Origin of the sequence: Halomonas meridiana, assembly GCF_009846525.1 — a bacterium.
GTDB lineage: Bacteria > Pseudomonadota > Gammaproteobacteria > Pseudomonadales > Halomonadaceae > Vreelandella.
Window position 1 is genome coordinate 1,484,386 of sequence record NZ_CP024621.1, and the last position, 17,007, is coordinate 1,501,392.

The following is a 17,007-nucleotide window of genomic DNA, read 5'->3' on the forward strand; positions in this document are numbered from 1 at the left end:
TCCGCCGCTGTTAAAAGAAGCTCAACCCGACTTGGAACAGGCGCTCCACGTCACGAATGCGCCGTTTGTCGATCACGAACAGAATCACATGGTCGCCGCTCTCCACCCGCACGTCACCATGGGCAATCAGCACTTCTTTACCGCGTACGATGGCACCAATGGTGGTGCCATCGGGTAGGTCGATCTCGCGGATCGTGCGGCCCACCACTTTCGACGACTGCTTATCGCCGTGGGCGATGGCCTCGATGGCCTCCGCCGCGCCCCGGCGCAGGGAGTGAACATTGACGATATCTCCCCGGCGCACGTGGGTCAGCAAGCTGCCAATGGTGGCCTGCTGGGGGGAAATGGCGATGTCGATATCGCCGCCCTGCACCAAATCCACGTAGGCGGCGTTGTTGATCAGTGTGAGCACCTTCTTTGCCCCCAGCCGCTTGGCCAGCAGTGATGACATGATGTTCACTTCGTCGTCGTTGGTCAGCGCGCAGAAGATATCGCAGTCTTCGATGTTCTCCTCTTCCAACAGCCGCTTGCTGGTGGCGCTGCCGTGGAGCACCACGGTGCGATCCAGCCGCTCGGAGAGCGTGGTGCAGCGCTCCAGGCTATGCTCGATGATCTTGACCTGATGGCTGTGCTCCAAGTGCTCCGCCAGCCGTTCGCCGATATTGCCGCCCCCGGCAATCACCACGCGGCGGAAGTCCCGCTCCACCTTACGCAGCTCGCTCATCACCGCGCGGATATCACGCCGGGCCGCCAGGAAGAACACCTCGTCATCGGCTTCAATCACCGTGTCGCCTCGGGGAATGATTGGCCGGTTGCGGCGGTAAATGGCCGCCACGCGGGTTTCCACGTTGGGCATGTGCTTGCCCAAAAACGCCAGATCCTGGCCCACCAGCGGGCCGCCGTAGAAGGCTTTCACCGCCACCAGCTGCACTAAACCGCCGGCAAACTCTAGCACCTGCAGCGCGCCCGGGTGCTCGATCAAGCGGCGTACGTGGTCGGTGACCACCTGCTCGGGGCTGATCAGCACGTCGATGGGAATCGCTTCATGGGCGAACAGCCCTTTACGAGTGAGGTAGGCGGTGGAGCGCACCCGGGCAATTTTGGTGGGCGTGCGAAACAGCGTGTGGGCCACCTGACAGGCGATCATATTGATCTCGTCGGTGTTGGTCACCGCGATCAGCATGTCGGCGTCTTCGCAGCCCGCTTGGCGCAGCACGATGGGGTAGGAGCCCGCGCCGGTCACCGTGCGGATATCCAGCTTGGTGTGCAGTTCGCGCAGTTTTGCGCCGTCGGTATCGACGACGGTGATGTCGTTCTCCTCGCGGGCGAGGTGCTCCGCAAGGGTCGCGCCCACTTGGCCTGCGCCTAGAATGATGATCTTCATTGGTTGGACTCCTCACGGTCGAACTCGACACAGAAGCGGTAACCGATACCAGGCTCCGTCTGTAATAAGCTAGGGGCCTGCGGATCATCCCCTAGCTTTTGGCGTAACTTGCTGACTACGATGCGTAAATAGTGGGTGTCTTCCTGATGCGTAGGGCCCCAAATGGCTTTCAGCAGGTGGGTTTGCGTCACGATGCGGCCTGCCCGACTGATCAGTAGTGCCAGCACGGCAAACTCTTTGGGCGTCAAATGTATTGTCTCGCCGCTCAAGGTCACCAAGTGGGCGTCGATGTCCAGCGTCAGGGCACCATACTGGTAGCGAGATGGCTCAGTTGCAGTGGGATAGTGGCGCAGCACGGCCCGAATACGGGCCAGTAGCTCCTGAATGCCAAAGGGCTTGGTGACATAGTCATTGGCACCGCTATCCAGCGCGGTGACCTTCTCGGACTCCTGGCCACGAACCGACACGATAATGATCGGTAGCGCGCTTTTCTGGCGCAGAGCACGAAGCACTTGCTGACCATCCATGTCGGGCAAGCCAAGGTCCAGTAGAACGACATCGATCGCTTCGGCGCCTACCGCTTCGTCCACCGTCCGAATCGCCTGTTGCCCGGTGCTGGCCTCACTAATCAGAAATCCTTGTGAGACGAGGCTAATGCGCAAGAACTGACGGATAGCGGGCTCATCGTCGACGATGAGAATGCGAGCAGGCTTAGTCCTCATGGTGAGGCTCCTGCGACGTCGTCGGCAAGGGCAGCGTCATGATGATGCTCGTGCCGTGGCCATCAGGGCCATCGGTGGCCGTTACTGTTCCGCCGTGAGCGCCCAGCATTCCGCGGCAAATGGCGAGACCGAGGCCAGTGCCGTGCAAGCTGCGGTCGCCGTCGTTGCCGGTGAAGAACATCTCAAACACCTGCTCACGTAAGTCGTGTGGGATGCCCGGGCCCCCATCGCTCACGGTGAGCGTCATCCTGGAGGCCGTCTTATCGGTGGCGGCCGAAATGGTGATCTGGCCGCCAGCCGGAGAGAAGCGGGCGGCATTTTCCAAGACATTGACGAGCGCCTGCTCCACCAACGCGGGGTGAACATGTAGCAGTGGCAGCTCGCTGTCCCATACCTGCTGCACGTTGAACGGAGTCAACGACCCTGCTAAGCGTTTACGGGCTGAGGCCACCAAGTCGTCGACGCTGATCCAGTCTCGTTCGATGGCAAGCTCACCGTGCCCCAGCCGCGTCATGTCCAACAGGTTTTGAATGTAGCGATTCAAGCGCTCGCTCTCATTCAAGATACCGTCTAGCAGCTCGAAACGATCCTGTGAGGTCAGTTGAGGATCCAAGGCGCGCAGTGAGCTGGCGGAGCCTATGATCGACGCCAGCGGCGTGCGTAGATCATGAGAAACGGACGCGAGCAGCGCAGAGCGCAGGCGCTCCTGCTCCTCTGCCAGTCGCGATGCGTTGAGAGCCAGCATACGTTCGCGGCTTACCCCAGTAATGTTGCCGACCACCAGCGCCACGATCAAAAAGAACAGCAGCGTGACTAGCTGTTCGCGCTCGGCAACCGCTAAGGAGAAGTAGGGCTCGGTAAAGCCCACGTTGAAAATGACGAAGTTCAACAGCGCGCTGATAAAAGCGGCATAGCTGCCGGCCAAGACGGCGCAGGCCAGCACTGCCGTCAAGAAAATCAGCGATAGGTTGGCTAGCGCGAGCCAGGCGAATAGCCACCAAGCGGCCAGCAGTGCCACGAGGCTGGTGCCCACCACCAGCGCCCACTCTTGTCGGGTAGGCAGGCGTCGTGATGCCGTCATGATCGAGCTCCTCAACGCCGCCAGAACATCGGCGTCATCAATACGACCACGGTCAAAATCTCCAAGCGGCCCATCAACATGCCGATGCACAGCAGCCACTTGGCGGCATCCGGCAGCGGGGCGAAGTTGCCGGCGGGGCCAATGATGTCGCCGAGGCCCGGGCCCACGTTGGCCACTGCCGTGGCGGCCCCTGTGAGCGCCGTGACAAGATCCAGGCCCAACGCGGCGAGCCCTAACGCCAGCACCGCAATGGTGATGAAAAAGAAGAAGGAGAATGCGACCACGCTGCGCGAAATGTCGCTGGTCACCGGCTGTTGATTGAAGCGGTTGGTGAACACGCCGTTGGCGTGAATCAAATAGCGCAGCTGGTTACGCAGCATCAGCATGGCAATCTGGAAGCGAAAGATCTTCATGCCGCCACTGGTGGAGCCGCTACAGCCGCCCACGAACGTCAGGTAAAAGAAGGCGGCAATGGGCAGCGAGCCCCACAGGGTGTAATCATCGGAGGCGTACCCGGTGGTAGTGACCACAGAAATGACGTTGAAGGTCACATGGGTCAGCGAGACGAACCAGTCGTCGCCTTGTACGACTCGCCACGCGCTCAGTATTACGATGGCAGCCAGCAGCAGTTTGAGCAGCCCGCGCACCTGCTGATCTTTCCAAAGCGCGCTCTTCGAAGAGCGAATGAAGCGAATGTACAGCACGAAGGGGAGCGCGCCGCTGAGCATGAAAAAGCTCGCCATCCAGAGTAGCCAGGGCCGCTCGGCATACGCTCCAAACGACGCGTCGGAGTTGGCAAAGCCGCCTGTCGCCAGGGACGTCATGCCGTGAACGATGGCATCCAGCGGGAGCATGCCTCCCAGCCAATAGCTCAGCATGGCCGCGAGCGTCAAAATTACGTAAACGGCGAGGGTGGCTTTAGCAATGCCGCCCGTGCGTGGCATGACCTTATCGGACCAGTCGGACGACTCGGTGTGGAACAGCCGCATCCCGCCCACTTTCAGAAACGGCAAAATGGCGATGCCCATGACGATGATGCCGATCCCGCCCATCCACTGCATCAAGCCGCGCCACAGTTTCAAGCCGTCCGAGAGGTTTTCGATGCCCACCAAGACGGTAGATCCGGTGGTGGTGATCGCCGATACCGATTCGAACACGGCGTTGGTAAAGCTGAGCTGGGGAGCGCCTAGAATCAGCGGCAGGCTGGCAAAGCAGCTAATGCTGGTCCAACTACCGGCGGTCAAAATGAACATCTGCCAGGGTTTGAGCTCTAGCGGCACGCCGCGGGTGAGCGCCCAGGTAAGGAAGGTCGCGCTGAGAATGATCATTAGCGAGACGGCAAACGCCGGGGCGTCGGGATCGTTTTCGATGACCAGTACGATCAGGGGCAGCGTCATGAACATGGCCAGCACGAGCCATAGTACCGACATGATTTTGAAAATGGGAGCCCAGTTTCGGTAAGTCGTTTGGTAGTAACGCGCGCTAGGGAACGTGGCCATAAGTCCGCTCTGTGTGGGTCCGCTCTAGAATGCCCTAAGGCTAATAAGGCTATCTCATCATGACGATAAAAAAATGTCCGTAAAATTTCCCTAAAAATTACCCAGGCAATAAAAGACCGGCGCTGTGGGGCGCCGGTCAAGAGCAACATGCTCAAGCGAGGAAACAGCCTAGTAAGTGCCTGCTTATCCCTTCACGCCTCCGGCGGTTAAACCACCGATGATCCAACGTTGGCAGATCAGAAACGCGACGGTGATGGGCAGGCCGGAGAGCACGGCGGCAGCGGCGAAGTTACCCCAGCGTTGGTTGTGATCGGCGAGGTATTGCTGAGCACCCACGGCGAGTGTCAGCTTGTGCTCGTCCACCAACAGTACCGAGGCCATGGGGTACTCCATAATGCTCATCACAAATGCCAGGATGAATACCACCATCAAGATCGGCACGGAAAGTGGCAGCAAAATATAGCGAAACGCCTGCCAAGTGCTGGCGCCATCGACCATGGCGGCCTCTTCCAGCGAACCGTCGATGGATTCGAAATAGCCTTTGATCGTCCAGATATGTAGCGCTACCGCGCCCAGCGAAGCCACAATCAGCGCGCCGTGGGTATTGATTCCCAGCCAGCCGACGAACTGCCCCAGCCGGTCAAAGAGCGCATAGAGCGCCACCAGCGACAGCACTGCGGGGAACATCTGAAAAATCAGCATGCCTTTTAACAGCGGCTCCTTGCCTTTGAAGCGCATGCGGGCAAACGCGTAGGCGCTGGTGGTGGCGAGCATCAGAATCAACACCGACGACACCACGGCCACCTTGATGGAGTTCCACAGCCACAGCAGCACGGGGAAGGGCGGCTGGACCACGGTGCCGTCGGCGCGCTCCCAGGGAATCCCCAGTGCCAGCGACCAGTGCTCCAGTGAGAAATTCTCTGGAATCAGGCTGCCGGTGGCAAAGTTGCCTTCCCGAAACGAGATCGAGATCACCAGCAGCAGCGGAAAGACAATTAGCGATACAAAGCCGATCAGCGCTAAGTGCGCCCCTAGGCGGCGCACGCCAACGGAGCGGGGTTGAACCATGGCCATGTGTAACCTCCTATACCTTCACTTTGGAAAGGCGCAAATTGAGCAGCGACATGCCCGCCACCAGCAGGAAAATCAGCGTGGCAATGGCCGCTGCAAGGCCAAAGTTCTGCCCGGCATCCTGGAAGGCGATGCGGTAGGTGTAGCTCACCAGCAGGTCGGTGGTGCCCGCCGGGGTGCTGGCTCCCAAAATATCCGGGCTGCCGCCGGTGAGCAGCGCGATCAGCACGAAGTTATTGAAGTTGAAAGCAAAGGCAGCAATCAGCAGCGGCGTGAGCGGCTTGATGATCAGCGGCAGGGTAATTTTGAACAGGTTGGTGAGCGGTCCTCCGCCGTCTACTGCCGAGGCTTCGTATAAATCCTGGGGAATGGCCTGAATCAAACCCATGCAGAGCAGCAGCATGTAGGGGTAGCCTAACCAGGTATTCACAATCAGCAGCATGCTGCGGGCAAGCCATGGGTCGGTAAACCACTCGGGGCGCACGCCAAACAAAGTGTCCAGAATCATGTTCACTTCACCAAAGTGCTGGTTGAACATGCCTTTAAAAATCAGAATCGAAATAAACGCTGGCACCGCATAGGGCAAAATCAGCAGCGTGCGATAAACGGCCTTGCCCTTGAGCTGGTCCCACTGCAGCAGCGAGGCCAGTACGAACCCGACGGCCAGGGTAAACACCACGGTGAGGGCGGCAAACACGAAGGTCCATACAAAGATCTGCATGAACGGGCCGCGAATGTCCGGGTCCGTGAAAATCTGGGTGTAGTTGGCCATGCCGACGTTGACCGGCCAGCCGGGGGTGATTTGCTCGCCGTCGTCAGCCACGAAAAAGCCAATGCTGGGGTCGGGGGTAAGCAGTCGCTCATCGCGGCGATCATACAGCGCGCCATCCTCGCGGGCCTCGTAGCGGTTCACCATCGGCGCAAACTGGCGCAAGCCCGCCATACGCAGTTCGCTGCCATCGGGCGTGACTAGCCGCAAACCTTGCAGAGCATCCCGGGCTTGAATGATGTCGCGCATCCCTAGCGCTGCCTGTGCAGGCGGGGCATCGGTGGCCTGCACGCCAATTTGGCGGTTTTCCTGATTCGCAAAATTGAGCGGTGACGACACGAACCGCTGGCCCTGAGGGCTTTCCAAATAGAGCCGTACCAAATCACCTTCGGGATAAAGCGCCAGATCAAAGGCGTTGCCTTCCGCTTGATAGGTTTGGCTCATGAGCTGGTCGCGTACCCGCTCTTCTGAGAGCAGGTTGGTAGAGCTGTAGTTACTAAAACTGATCCCGATGGTGTACAACAGAGGGAAAATGACGAACACGCCAAGTCCGGCAATCGCAGGAAAGATATAGCGATGGCTCATCAGCGTGCGTTTGGTGAAGACCACGCCCAGCGAGCCGCCAAGTACCAAGAACAGCAGGGCAAACATCCACTGGCCGTTGAGATGAAACGCCAGCACCAGCCACAGTAGCGCGACGACCAGCACGGCAATGACGCCGCGCATGGCCCAGCGGGTATAGCGTTCGGTAAGATGGCGAGAGCGGTGGCGGGGCAGGCCACGAGACGCGTTGGTGGTGTACATGATGGAGTCCTGAAAGCTGCCCGGCAGCAGGTGCTACCGGGCAGTAGAGGCTAAAACGGAGGCTACTGGCGCATACGGCGCGCAGCGGCATCCAGCGCTTCTTGGGGCGATTGGCGACCGCTGCCAATGTTCTGCAGCGCAGGCTCCATGGCGGCCCAGAAGGCACCCATTTCAGGAATGTTGGGCATCGGCATGCCCACTTCGGCGTTCTCAAGTGTGGCGGCAATGTTAGGGTTGCCCGCCAGCTCGGCTTGATAGTCGATATGGGCAACGGCCCCCAGCGAACCGTCGTTGTTGAACGTCCGCATTCCCTCTTCGCTGAGCAGGTAGTTCTCCAGGAACTCCACCGCTAGGAAGTCGTTGGGTGTGGCAGAGTTGATCATCGCGGTCATTACGCCGAACATCGGCTTGGCTCGCTCGTCACCCACTTTGGGCAGCAGGGCGACACCATAATCGATACCGCTGCGCTCCAGGTTAGGCCATGCCCAAGGGCCGCTGATCATGGTGGCTACTTCGCCTTGGTTAAAGCGCGTATCCATCAGGTTGTAGTCCGTGCCACGGGGGAGTACATCGCTTTCGATCAGTTCGACCAGTAGCTCAGCCCCTTGCAAGGCACCCTCGTTATTGACGCCGATGTCGCTGACGTCATAACCGCTGTCGGTCTGTTTGAACGGATAGCCGCCGTTGGCTGCCAGCAGCGTCCAGCCGTAGTAGGGTTCGCTGTAATCGAACAGGATGGCTTTCTTGCCTTCTTGGGAGAGCGTGGCGTCCAGCTCCATGAGCTCGGCAAAGCTCTCGGGCGGCGTTTCCACCAGCGCTTTGTTGTAAATCAGCCCCAGCGATTCCACCGAGATGGGGTAACCGTAGGTCTCGCCATTCCACAGCGCCGCCTCCCAGGTGAAGTCGTAAAACGCGTCGCGGAAGCTGTCGCTGGGAGCGATCGGTTTGAGCAGGCCGCTTTGTGCCCACTCACCCATGCGGTCATGGGCCCAGATGACGATATCCGGCCCTTGGCCGCTGCCTGCCGCCTGCTGGAAACGGTCGGTCAGGTTGTCGGGAAACACGACTTCCACTTCGATGCCGGTATCTTCCAGGAACTGGTCAGCGACAGCGCGGATGCCTTCCTGGCCTTTGTTATCGCCCATCCAGATGGTCAAGCGGTCATCCTCAAAGGCGAAGGCGGGGAGTGTGGCGGTGGCCGCTAGCGTAGCGGCGAGCAGCGGCGTGAAAAATGGACGAACCATTGCCATGATGTGCATACCTCGTTGTGACGTTGTTGTTGTCGTGCGCGTTCTCACATGACGCGCTTTGTTCACGGTCAGCGTCGCTAATTACGCACAAGGCCACCTCCTCCTTGGGGGAGGAGGGGTGGCGTATCCGAGGGGCGTAGAGTAAAGGTAGAAGCTTAGGCGGTCAGGGCGCGACACCGTCGTTGTAAAACGCACCGGAAAGGGCAGCAGGCGACAATATTTTGTAGTAAAATTACACGAATTATTGCGTATAATGCCTCACATCAGATAGATTTTAGGTAATCTAACTACATTAGATGACCTAATTATAAATAGGAGCTGAGATGAGCCAGTCACATGCCCCGCTGGGCGATCCGAATCACGCTATTGATTTAGCGCTTTTTGGGGCGCTTGGCGACCTTGCCATGCGCAAGCTGTTTCCTGCGCTGTATCATCTTGACCGCGAAGGCTTGATGCCCGAAAGCACGCGGATCATGGGGCTGGCGCGTCAGGAGCACGACACTGCCGCGTTCCGTCAGCTAGTCAGCGGCGCGCTGCAAAAGCGCCTGAAAAAAGACGAGCAGGATAAAGAGAGCCTGGAGCGGTTCCTGAACCGCTTAGAGTATCTCAAGCTTGACTTCGCCAACGCCGAGGGCTATGACGCCATTCGCCAGTGGCGCGAGGGCAGCAAGCGCCCGATGGTGGTCTATCTCTCCGTGGCGGCACGCATCTACGGCGACATTTGCCGCAATCTGCAGGCCAGCAACAGTCTCGATGACGATACCCGCGTCGTAGTAGAAAAGCCGATTGGCTATGACCTAGCCTCTTCCGAGGAGATCAACGACGCCATTGGTGCCGTGTTCCCCGAGTCGCGTATCTACCGCATCGACCACTACCTGGGCAAAGAGACGGTTCAAAACCTGATCGCCCTGCGCTTTGCCAACCCGCTGTTCGGTACCCAGTGGAACCAGAACCATATCTCCCACGTCGAGATCACCGTTGCCGAAAAAGTCGGTATCGAAGGGCGCTGGGGCTACTTTGACGATGCGGGGCAGCTGCGGGATATGGTGCAGAACCACCTTCTACAGCTGCTGTGCCTGATCGCCATGGACCCGCCCTCGAACCTGGATGCCGATGCTATCCGCGATGAGAAGGTGAAGGTGCTCAAGGCATTGAAACCGTTTACCGGCGAATCGCTGGGACGCGACGTTGTGCGCGGCCAGTACATTGCGGGCACCAGCGACGGCCAATCCGTGCCGGGCTACCTGGAAGAAGAGGGTGCCAATACCCAGAGCCAGACCGAAACCTTCGTGGCCATGAAAACCGAAGTGGCCAACTGGCGCTGGGCGGGCGTGCCGTTCTACCTGCGCACCGGTAAACGGATGCCGGAGAAACTCTCGCAGATCGTCATTCACTTCCGCCAGCAGCCGCACTACATCTTCGACCCGGACCAGCGTGGCATTGCCTCCAACAAGCTGATTATCCGCCTGCAGCCGGAAGAGGGCATTGCCCTTCAGGTGCTCACCAAGGATAGCGGCCTGGATAAAGGCATGCGCCTGCGCCCTGGCCCGCTGCACCTGGATTTCAACAGTGCCTTCCCGAAATCGCGTATTCCCGATGCCTACGAGCGCCTGCTGCTGGAAGTCATGAAAGGCCAGCAGTACCTGTTCGTTCGCCGTGATGAAGTAGAGCACGCGTGGCGCTGGTGCGACCAGCTCATCAATGGCTGGAAGTCACGCGAAACGCCGCCGCGCCGCTACCCAGCTGGCTCCTGGGGGCCGGTCGCCTCCATTGCCATGATTACCCAGGATGGCCGCAGCTGGTACGAGGATTATTAACATGAGCGAAGCACGTCAAGCGCTAGCCGAGCAGCTAGCGGAAGCCGTCTATCAGGCGCTAGCCGATGATCTTTCCCACCAGAAGCGTGCGCTGCTGGTGGTTTCCGGTGGCTCCACGCCCGTGCCGTTTTTCAAAGCGCTGGCGCAAAAGCCGCTGGAGTGGGCACGGGTAGATATCACCCTGGCCGACGAGCGCTGGGTCGACGAGCAGAGCAGCGACAGCAACGCCAAGCTGGTGCGCGACAACCTGCTGCAAGGCCCAGCGGCGGCGGCTAACTTCGTGCCGCTCACCTCGGACGCTGGCACCCCGGAAGAGGGCGTGGCAGCGGTGGCAGAAGCCACCGCCGGGCTTGCTTGGCCCGCGAGCGTGGTGATTTTAGGCATGGGCGGCGATGGCCATACGGCCTCGCTGTTCCCCGATAGCCAAGAGCTGGACCTAGCGCTTTCTACTGATGAGCCGCTAGTGGCCGTGCGTACTCCCAGCCAGCCGCAGCCGCGCATTACCTTCTCGGCGGACCGCCTGCATCAGGCAAAGCGCCACATTCTACATATTACCGGCGACGATAAGCGTGCCGTATTGGCGAACGCCATGAGTGGTGACGATGTTCGTACATTGCCCATCCGCGCTTTCTTATCTTGCCCGCTGGCGATCTACTGGGCGCCCTAACGCTACACTTTCGCCAATAACAATTTGCTTGGAGACTCACTCATGACCATCGATAAACAGCTACCCTCAACGCGCACCGCCGAGCTGGACAGCATTTGCCTGAAAGCCGAAGTGATCCCGGTGATCACCATCGAACGCCTGGAAGACGCCGTGCCGCTGGGCCGCGCCCTGGTCGAGGGTGGCCTCACCGTGCTGGAAATTACACTGCGTACCGATTGTGCCCTGGAAGCCATCAAGCGCATGAAAGAGGCGCTACCGGGCGCCAGCATTGGGGTCGGCACCGTACTCACGCCTGCCCAGTACCGTCAAGCTGAGCAAGTCGGCGCTGATTTCGTTGTTACGCCAGGTGCCACCGAGGCGCTTTACCGCTACGGCGTAGAGAGCCCCGTACCGATGCTGCCGGGCGTGTCTACCATTTCTGAGCTGATGACCGGCTGGCAGTACGGCTACCGCCGCTTCAAGTTCTTCCCCGCGGAATCCAGCGGCGGTGCCAAAGCGATCAAAGCGTTCGGCGCACCGATCCCCGAAGCGCGTTTCTGCCCCACGGGCGGTATCACCGTTGATAACGCCGAATCTTACCTGTCACTGCCCAACGTGATGTGCGTAGGCGGCTCTTGGCTGACGCCGAAAGCAATGGTCGATGCCGAAGATTGGGACGGCATCCGCGAACTCGCCCGCCAAGCCGCAGAGCGTTTCCACCACTAAGCGTTTCCATCACTAATAGGTAACACCTTACCGAGCACTCTCGTTACTTGCCTCACTGATGTCGGGTCGTGTGAGCAAGACGTTTGCCCGAGCATGTCGCTATGCTCGGGCTTTTTTGTGTTCCTTTAGTACAACTAAAGACGAATAACGTCGATATATTCGCGTCAACTAAGATGAGGTTTCGATATGTCAGACATTTCGCGCGCGTCTCGAAAATGACGCGTTCTTTCTACAAAGAGGAAAGCGAGCATGCATATGTTGACCCTGGCGTCGTTCCTGTTTTTCACAGGGCTTGTCGCTTTCATTACGTGGCGCATCACTCGGCGCGACGACCACTCCAGCACTAGCGGCTATTTCTTAGCAGGGCGGACGCTCACCTTTCCGCTTATCGCGGGTTCACTGTTAATGACCAACCTCTCTACTGAGCAGATGGTGGGGCTTAACGGTGCGGCGTTTGCCGATGGATTAAGCGTCATGGCCTGGGAAGTCGTCGCGGTGATTGCTCTGGTCGCCCTGGCGTTATTTTTCCTTCCGCGCTTTTTGAAAAGTGGTATTGCGACGCTGCCTCAGCTACTCGAAATTCGTTTTGATAAAACGACGCAGCTAATCACCAATATCATTTTTCTAATTGCGTACGCGGTGATTCTACTACCCATCATTCTCTATTCAGGCGCCATCGGCCTGCAGGGTATGCTCGACCTTCAAGGGCTAACAGGCATTGAGTCGACCAACACGCTGCTTTGGCTGACGGTGTGGATTGTTGGCATTATTGGGGCCATCTATGCCCTGTTTGGCGGGCTGCGTACGGTCGCCGTATCCGACACGCTGAATGGCGTGGGGCTATTGATTGGCGGTTTCGTCATCGTCTATTTCGGCCTGCAGGCGGTCAGTGACGGCAGCGGCGTGATGGAAGGTTGGAATATTCTCAAAGAGAGCGACCCAGATAAGCTGAATTCGATTGGTGGCCCTGAACAGCAGGTGCCGTTCTTCACCCTGTTTACCGGCGTCTTCCTGATCAACCTCTTCTATTGGAGCACCAACCAGCAGATCATCCAGCGCACCTTTGCCGCCAAGAACCTGGCCGAAGGGCAGAAGGGCGTGCTGCTGACCGGTCTCTTTAAATTGCTGGGGCCGCTGTATTTGGTGCTGCCGGGTATCATCGCTTATCACTTGTATGCCGATCAGGGCGTACGTGCCGACGAAGCGTATGGTCATCTGGTATTTAACGTATTGCCTCCTTACCTGACCGGCTTCTTTGCCGCCGTAATGGTGGGTGCCATTCTGTCGTCGTTTAACTCGGCACTGAACAGTACCACGACGATTTTCAGTCTGGGGATTTATAAGGGCGTATTAAATAAAGACGCGAGTGAAGCGCAGGTGGTGAAGTCCGGTAAGGTGTTTGGCTGGATCATGGCCGTCATTACCATGATTATCGCGCCGCTGCTGGCGGGTCAGGAGAGCCTGTTCGGCTATCTGCAGAAGATGAACGCAATCTACTTCATCCCCATTCTGGCGGTCGTGCTGGTGGGGCTGTTAACCAAGCGAGTACCGCCCATGGCGGCCAAGATAGCGTTGGTCGGTGGTTGCTTGCTGATTGCGGCAGGCTATTTCGTGCCGCCGTTCACGCTGCTGCCGCAGGTAATGCACGAGTTTCACTTCGTGGCGCTGGTGTTTGTGCTGCTGGTGGCTGTGATGCTGATCATCGGCAAACTGCGCCCCCGCGAGACCGACTGGATTCAGGAGCATAGCGGCGATGTGGATCTAACGCCTTGGAAAGGCGCCGTGCCTGCCGGGGTTGTGTTGGTGGTGCTGGTCATTGTGATGTATATCAGCTTTGCCGGTTAAAATCTGACATTGGCAACGCTGAACGCTAAAGCGAACAGGCCCCGCTTAGGTTAGCGGGGCCTTCTGTTTTAGGCTGTTGGCTTGTTAAGTCAGGCGTAGAGGCAGCTCTGCAAGACCCGCAATACCGGTGTCTACCACGTAAAGCGAGCCAGCGGTGGGCTCTTTGGCCAACTGCTCAGCACTAAATCCTTCTTGCGCGGTGGTGATATAGAGCGTCGTCAGTCCCGAGCCAGCAAAGGCAGGGCACGAGGGTTGGCTCACAGGCAGCTCAACGCGACCAATGATGTCGCCATCAGGGTTTAAGCGCACGACCTGCCCAGCTCCCCACAGCGCTAGCCACAGGCAGCCTTCGCTATCGACGACTGCGCCATCGGGATTGCCCAAGGTAGAGGAGAAGTCTGCCCAAGGCTCTGGGTTGCCCTGGGGCCAGCCTTCACTGTCTAGCCTCCAGCGCATCACGACGCTTGTGGCCGTATCGGTAAACCATGCAAAGTGGCCGTCTGCCGAGAAGCAGAGGGCATTGGGGATGGTGAGCCCGGTGCGTAAGCGTGTGAGTTCGCCGCGATGCAAGCGATACAGTGCCCCGGCCCCCGGTTCGGCAGCCTTACCCATGCTGGAAAGCCACAGACTGCCGTGGCGGTCCACGCGGGCGTCATTGCTGCGAGTAACCGGATTGTCGGTCTCGAAATCTCCCCACCGCGTGAGGGTTCCACCGTGCGGGTCGAAGTGGCTCAAGCGGTCTTCGCCCACCAGCAGCAGGCCGCCGGTGTTGAGCGGAGTAGCCAACGAGATTTTGTGATCGAGCGCATACTGGCCGCTCTTCCCGCTGGCAGGGGCTAGCCAGTGCAGCTGCTGCTCAAGAATGTCGCACCAATAGAGCCGCTCGTTCGCTGCGTCCCACTGTGGGCCTTCACCTAGTGTGCAACGGCAATCAAGGGCCAGCTCCGCTTGCCAGGTTGGGGTATGCTCGTTTGGACTCATCACTGCCTCGCTGCCTGCCAGGCGTCGACCAGCGCCTGTGCCTGCTGTCCCACTTGAGCGGCGCTTTGGCCGGGTTTATACAGCGCGCTGCCAAGGCCCGCTCCGTCCACGCCAGCAGTGCGCCACTCGGCAAAGTTATCTACCCCTACGCCGCCCACGGCGTATAGCAGCGTCCCTTTGGGCAGTACCGCGCGGACTGCTTTCATGCCTTCTAGACCCACCTGGACCGCTGGAAATAGTTTTAACCCGGTAGCGCCGGCGTCCAATGCATCGAACGCTTCAGAGGGGGTGACGATGCCCGGCCAGCTGGCCATGCCAAGCCGATGGGTTTCTTCGATGACAGCAGGGCGGCAGTTGGGCGATACGATCAAACGGCCCCCAGCGGCGTGAACATCCCGCACTTGAGCGGTGGTTAAGACCGTTCCGGCACCAATTACGGCGCGTTCGCCAAAGGCATCCACCAGTAAACGGATGCTGTCTAACGGTTCGGGGGAGTTCAGCGGCACTTCAATCTGAGTAATCCCAGCGGCAAGCACCGCGTCTGCAATCTCAACAACGTCGGTGGGTGTGACCCCACGCAGAATACCGATTAAGGGCAGTGACATAGGCGATTTCTCCATATATCGGTTCGGCCAGCAGGGGCGGCGTTAAGCCGTTTCCTTAAGCGCATGGTGGGCGAGGCTTAGGCCTGCCAGTACGGCGGTGCTGCCGTCCAGATGCTGAGTAGGGCGGCCGATGGTGTCTAATGCCAACGTGTAGCGCTGGCAAAGGGCGTGATTGCCAATCAGCGCAATGGGGGCATCTGACGCGTACTGGCGGGATGCACCGGCGAGTTCTAACCCAATCACCAAGCCCGAGAGCCTTGCCGCTAGGAGATTGTGTCGTGGGGCATCGCTTGGCAGTTTGGGGTCCAGCAAGTCCTGTGCGCGTAGGCCAAACAGGCGGCTGCTAAAGGCGTCTGGTGCCTCATAGCTCTCACGCACTGCTGTCATGAAGGCGTCACGACCCATCTCATCATCCAGGTCGTCGCTGCCGATGGAGTGCCGTAACACCGACTGACGCGCCAGCAACTGGTAAAGCTCCCCTGTTAGGTAGGTACTGAAGCTACCAACCGTTCCCGCTTCTAAGTGTGCCCATTTGGAGTGGGTGCCGGGCAGGCAGGCGAGGCCTGAAAAGTGGGGGTGATCAGCCAGCAAGCCCGCCAGTTGGGTCTCTTCGCCGCGCATGACATCGAAATGGGTAGCGTTGGCGCGGGTTTGGCTCAAGCCGGGGAGTAAATAAACGCGCAGCTGCTGGCTAGCCAGTTGAGGCGTCACCGCTCCCATGCCCAGCTGATGAAGGGGCGTGGGCACTGGTAGGTAGGCGGCTTCCAGCCAGCCTTGGCGTGCCCCCGCCATACCGCACACCACCACATCCACCTGGCGGTTCGCGGGCAGCCAGTCGGCAATCAGGCGCAGTAACTCAGCCTCATACTGAGTTGGGATTAACGCGAGCATTCCCTTATCGCTACTGGCCTGGGCAATGACTTGATCGTGCTGGTCCAGCCCCCAGACGCGAAGATTGCTGGACCCCCAATCTGCGGCAACCCAGGCTAGGCGTTGATCGAGGGCGCTGCTCATACGCGCCCTCCGTCCACGATGAGCTCTTGCCCGGTCATCATGCGCGATGCGTTAGAGGCCAAAAACAGGCAGGGCCCGATCATGTCATCGACGGGAATCGCCTCTTTCAAACACTGCTGATCCAGACACTCTTGAAGGTCGGCATCGTTTACCCAGAGTTCTTTCTGGCGCTCGGTCATCACCCAGCCTGGAATCAGGCAGTTAACCCGGATGCTGTCGGGGCCAAGCTCCCGGGCAAGCGCTTTGGTGAGCCCCATGATGCCCGCTTTGGCAGTCACGTAGGTGGGGTAGCCGCTCAACCCGAGCAAATAGCTGTTAGAGGAGAGGTTGATAATGGCACCGCCGCCTAGCGCGCGCATATCCGGCGCCACCGCCTGGGCGGTGAAAAAGTGCGGGCGCAGATTGGTAGCAATGGATTCGTCCCACTGCGCCACGCTCCACTCATCAAGCCGGTGACGGGTGTCCCGCGCGGCATTGTTGACCAAGACGCTGATGGGGCCATGCGCTTGGCGGGCTTGCTCGATGGCACTGTTAAGCGCCTCGACATCACGAATGTCGCACTTGATGAATAGCGGGCGAACGCCGTAGGTCGCTTCCATGGCAGTGCAAAATTCACTGGCGTCCGTCAGCCCCACAAACGCTACCTTTGCCCCTTGGGCTAGGAAGCCCTCGGTCAGTGCGGCACCGATACCGCTACCGCCGCCGGTAATAAACACGCTTTTGCCAGCTAAGTCTTTAAATAACAAAGTGTTCAACGGGTCGCTCATGCTGCTCTCCATTTGCTAGCGAAGGG

General features: G+C 59.1%; 15 protein-coding genes. 4 read left to right on the forward strand and 11 right to left on the reverse strand.

The features are described from left to right. Positions 1 to 10: 10 nt before the first annotated feature. The 7 genes from trkA to malE all read right to left on the reverse strand — a co-directional run bounded on the left by trkA (position 11) and on the right by malE (position 8,580). Complete coding sequence (gene trkA / locus CTT34_RS07210) at positions 11 to 1,384, reverse strand: Trk system potassium transporter TrkA (RefSeq protein WP_159341823.1); 1,374 nt, start codon at positions 1,382 to 1,384, stop codon at positions 11 to 13. Next, on the reverse strand, positions 1,381 to 2,106 hold the full coding sequence (locus CTT34_RS07215; protein ID WP_159341824.1) for a response regulator: 726 nt from the start codon (positions 2,104 to 2,106) through the stop codon (positions 1,381 to 1,383). The genes trkA and CTT34_RS07215 overlap by 4 nt, the downstream gene beginning before the upstream one ends. Beyond that, the gene (locus tag CTT34_RS07220; RefSeq protein WP_159341825.1) at positions 2,096 to 3,187 is read right to left on the reverse strand and encodes a sensor histidine kinase; all 1,092 of its coding nucleotides are present in this window, start codon (positions 3,185 to 3,187) and stop codon (positions 2,096 to 2,098) included. Before CTT34_RS07220 ends, CTT34_RS07215 begins: the two co-directional genes overlap by 11 nt. Before the next feature lie 11 nt (positions 3,188 to 3,198). Then, positions 3,199 to 4,686 carry a TrkH family potassium uptake protein gene (locus CTT34_RS07225; RefSeq protein WP_159341826.1) on the reverse strand — a complete coding sequence of 496 codons (1,488 nt, stop codon included), beginning with the start codon at positions 4,684 to 4,686 and terminating at the stop codon, positions 3,199 to 3,201. Positions 4,687 to 4,869: 183 nt separating this feature from the next. Continuing rightward, positions 4,870 to 5,760: a maltose ABC transporter permease MalG gene (gene malG / locus CTT34_RS07230; RefSeq protein ID WP_159341827.1), complete on the reverse strand. Its 891-nt coding sequence runs from the start codon at positions 5,758 to 5,760 to the stop codon at positions 4,870 to 4,872. 10 nt (positions 5,761 to 5,770) lie between these two features. Further along, positions 5,771 to 7,330: a maltose ABC transporter permease MalF gene (malF, locus tag CTT34_RS07235; RefSeq protein WP_159341828.1), complete on the reverse strand. Its 1,560-nt coding sequence runs from the start codon at positions 7,328 to 7,330 to the stop codon at positions 5,771 to 5,773. Between the two features lie 62 nt (positions 7,331 to 7,392). Next, positions 7,393 to 8,580 carry a maltose/maltodextrin ABC transporter substrate-binding protein MalE gene (malE, locus tag CTT34_RS07240; RefSeq protein ID WP_159341829.1) on the reverse strand — a complete coding sequence of 396 codons (1,188 nt, stop codon included), beginning with the start codon at positions 8,578 to 8,580 and terminating at the stop codon, positions 7,393 to 7,395. Between the two features lie 323 nt (positions 8,581 to 8,903). Here malE and zwf point away from each other — a divergent pair, with 323 nt between their 5' ends. From zwf to CTT34_RS07260, 4 genes are all read left to right on the forward strand, one after another. Beyond that, positions 8,904 to 10,397: a glucose-6-phosphate dehydrogenase gene (gene zwf / locus CTT34_RS07245; protein WP_159341830.1), complete on the forward strand. Its 1,494-nt coding sequence runs from the start codon at positions 8,904 to 8,906 to the stop codon at positions 10,395 to 10,397. A gap of 1 nt (position 10,398) precedes the next feature. Then, entirely contained in the window at positions 10,399 to 11,064 is a 666-nt protein-coding gene (gene pgl / locus CTT34_RS07250) for a 6-phosphogluconolactonase (RefSeq protein ID WP_159341831.1), read from the forward strand. 42 nt (positions 11,065 to 11,106) lie between these two features. Next, a complete protein-coding gene (locus CTT34_RS07255; protein ID WP_159341832.1) occupies positions 11,107 to 11,769 on the forward strand; it encodes a bifunctional 4-hydroxy-2-oxoglutarate aldolase/2-dehydro-3-deoxy-phosphogluconate aldolase in 663 nt (220 codons plus the stop codon). 249 nt (positions 11,770 to 12,018) lie between these two features. Next, complete coding sequence (locus CTT34_RS07260) at positions 12,019 to 13,614, forward strand: solute:sodium symporter family transporter (RefSeq protein WP_159341833.1); 1,596 nt, start codon at positions 12,019 to 12,021, stop codon at positions 13,612 to 13,614. A gap of 84 nt (positions 13,615 to 13,698) precedes the next feature. On the opposite strand, the gene CTT34_RS07265 is transcribed toward CTT34_RS07260, so the two are convergent. Genes CTT34_RS07265 through CTT34_RS07280 form a run of 4 tightly spaced genes read right to left on the reverse strand, consistent with a single transcriptional unit; the run spans position 13,699 to position 16,981 of the window. Continuing rightward, on the reverse strand, positions 13,699 to 14,595 hold the full coding sequence (locus CTT34_RS07265) for an SMP-30/gluconolactonase/LRE family protein (RefSeq protein ID WP_159341834.1): 897 nt from the start codon (positions 14,593 to 14,595) through the stop codon (positions 13,699 to 13,701). After that, positions 14,595 to 15,200 (reverse strand): 2-dehydro-3-deoxy-6-phosphogalactonate aldolase, encoded by a 606-nt coding sequence (locus CTT34_RS07270; protein ID WP_159341835.1) that lies wholly within the window; start codon positions 15,198 to 15,200, stop codon positions 14,595 to 14,597. Before CTT34_RS07270 ends, CTT34_RS07265 begins: the two co-directional genes overlap by 1 nt. 42 nt (positions 15,201 to 15,242) lie before the next feature. After that, positions 15,243 to 16,214, reverse strand: a complete 972-nt coding sequence (locus tag CTT34_RS07275; protein ID WP_159341836.1) for a 2-dehydro-3-deoxygalactonokinase — start codon at positions 16,212 to 16,214, stop codon at positions 15,243 to 15,245. Next, entirely contained in the window at positions 16,211 to 16,981 is a 771-nt protein-coding gene (locus tag CTT34_RS07280) for an SDR family NAD(P)-dependent oxidoreductase (RefSeq protein WP_159341837.1), read from the reverse strand. Before CTT34_RS07280 ends, CTT34_RS07275 begins: the two co-directional genes overlap by 4 nt. Positions 16,982 to 17,007: the final 26 nt, after the last annotated feature.

Excerpts from the sequence above, each read along its gene's own strand:
- zwf (WP_159341830.1), top strand. The coding sequence starts at position 8,904 with ATGAGCCAGTCACATGCCCCGCTGGGCGATCCGAATCACGCTATTGAT.
- CTT34_RS07260 (WP_159341833.1), top strand. The coding sequence starts at position 12,019 with ATGCATATGTTGACCCTGGCGTCGTTCCTGTTTTTCACAGGGCTTGTC.
- trkA (WP_159341823.1), bottom strand. The coding sequence starts at position 1,384 with ATGAAGATCATCATTCTAGGCGCAGGCCAAGTGGGCGCGACCCTTGCG.
- pgl (WP_159341831.1), top strand. The coding sequence starts at position 10,399 with ATGAGCGAAGCACGTCAAGCGCTAGCCGAGCAGCTAGCGGAAGCCGTC.
- CTT34_RS07225 (WP_159341826.1), bottom strand. The coding sequence starts at position 4,686 with ATGGCCACGTTCCCTAGCGCGCGTTACTACCAAACGACTTACCGAAAC.
- malG (WP_159341827.1), bottom strand. The coding sequence starts at position 5,760 with ATGGCCATGGTTCAACCCCGCTCCGTTGGCGTGCGCCGCCTAGGGGCG.
- CTT34_RS07265 (WP_159341834.1), bottom strand. The coding sequence starts at position 14,595 with ATGAGTCCAAACGAGCATACCCCAACCTGGCAAGCGGAGCTGGCCCTT.
- CTT34_RS07215 (WP_159341824.1), bottom strand. The coding sequence starts at position 2,106 with ATGAGGACTAAGCCTGCTCGCATTCTCATCGTCGACGATGAGCCCGCT.
- CTT34_RS07280 (WP_159341837.1), bottom strand. The coding sequence starts at position 16,981 with ATGAGCGACCCGTTGAACACTTTGTTATTTAAAGACTTAGCTGGCAAA.
- CTT34_RS07220 (WP_159341825.1), bottom strand. The coding sequence starts at position 3,187 with ATGACGGCATCACGACGCCTGCCTACCCGACAAGAGTGGGCGCTGGTG.
- CTT34_RS07275 (WP_159341836.1), bottom strand. The coding sequence starts at position 16,214 with ATGAGCAGCGCCCTCGATCAACGCCTAGCCTGGGTTGCCGCAGATTGG.
- malF (WP_159341828.1), bottom strand. The coding sequence starts at position 7,330 with ATGTACACCACCAACGCGTCTCGTGGCCTGCCCCGCCACCGCTCTCGC.
- malE (WP_159341829.1), bottom strand. The coding sequence starts at position 8,580 with ATGGCAATGGTTCGTCCATTTTTCACGCCGCTGCTCGCCGCTACGCTA.
- CTT34_RS07255 (WP_159341832.1), top strand. The coding sequence starts at position 11,107 with ATGACCATCGATAAACAGCTACCCTCAACGCGCACCGCCGAGCTGGAC.
- CTT34_RS07270 (WP_159341835.1), bottom strand. The coding sequence starts at position 15,200 with ATGTCACTGCCCTTAATCGGTATTCTGCGTGGGGTCACACCCACCGAC.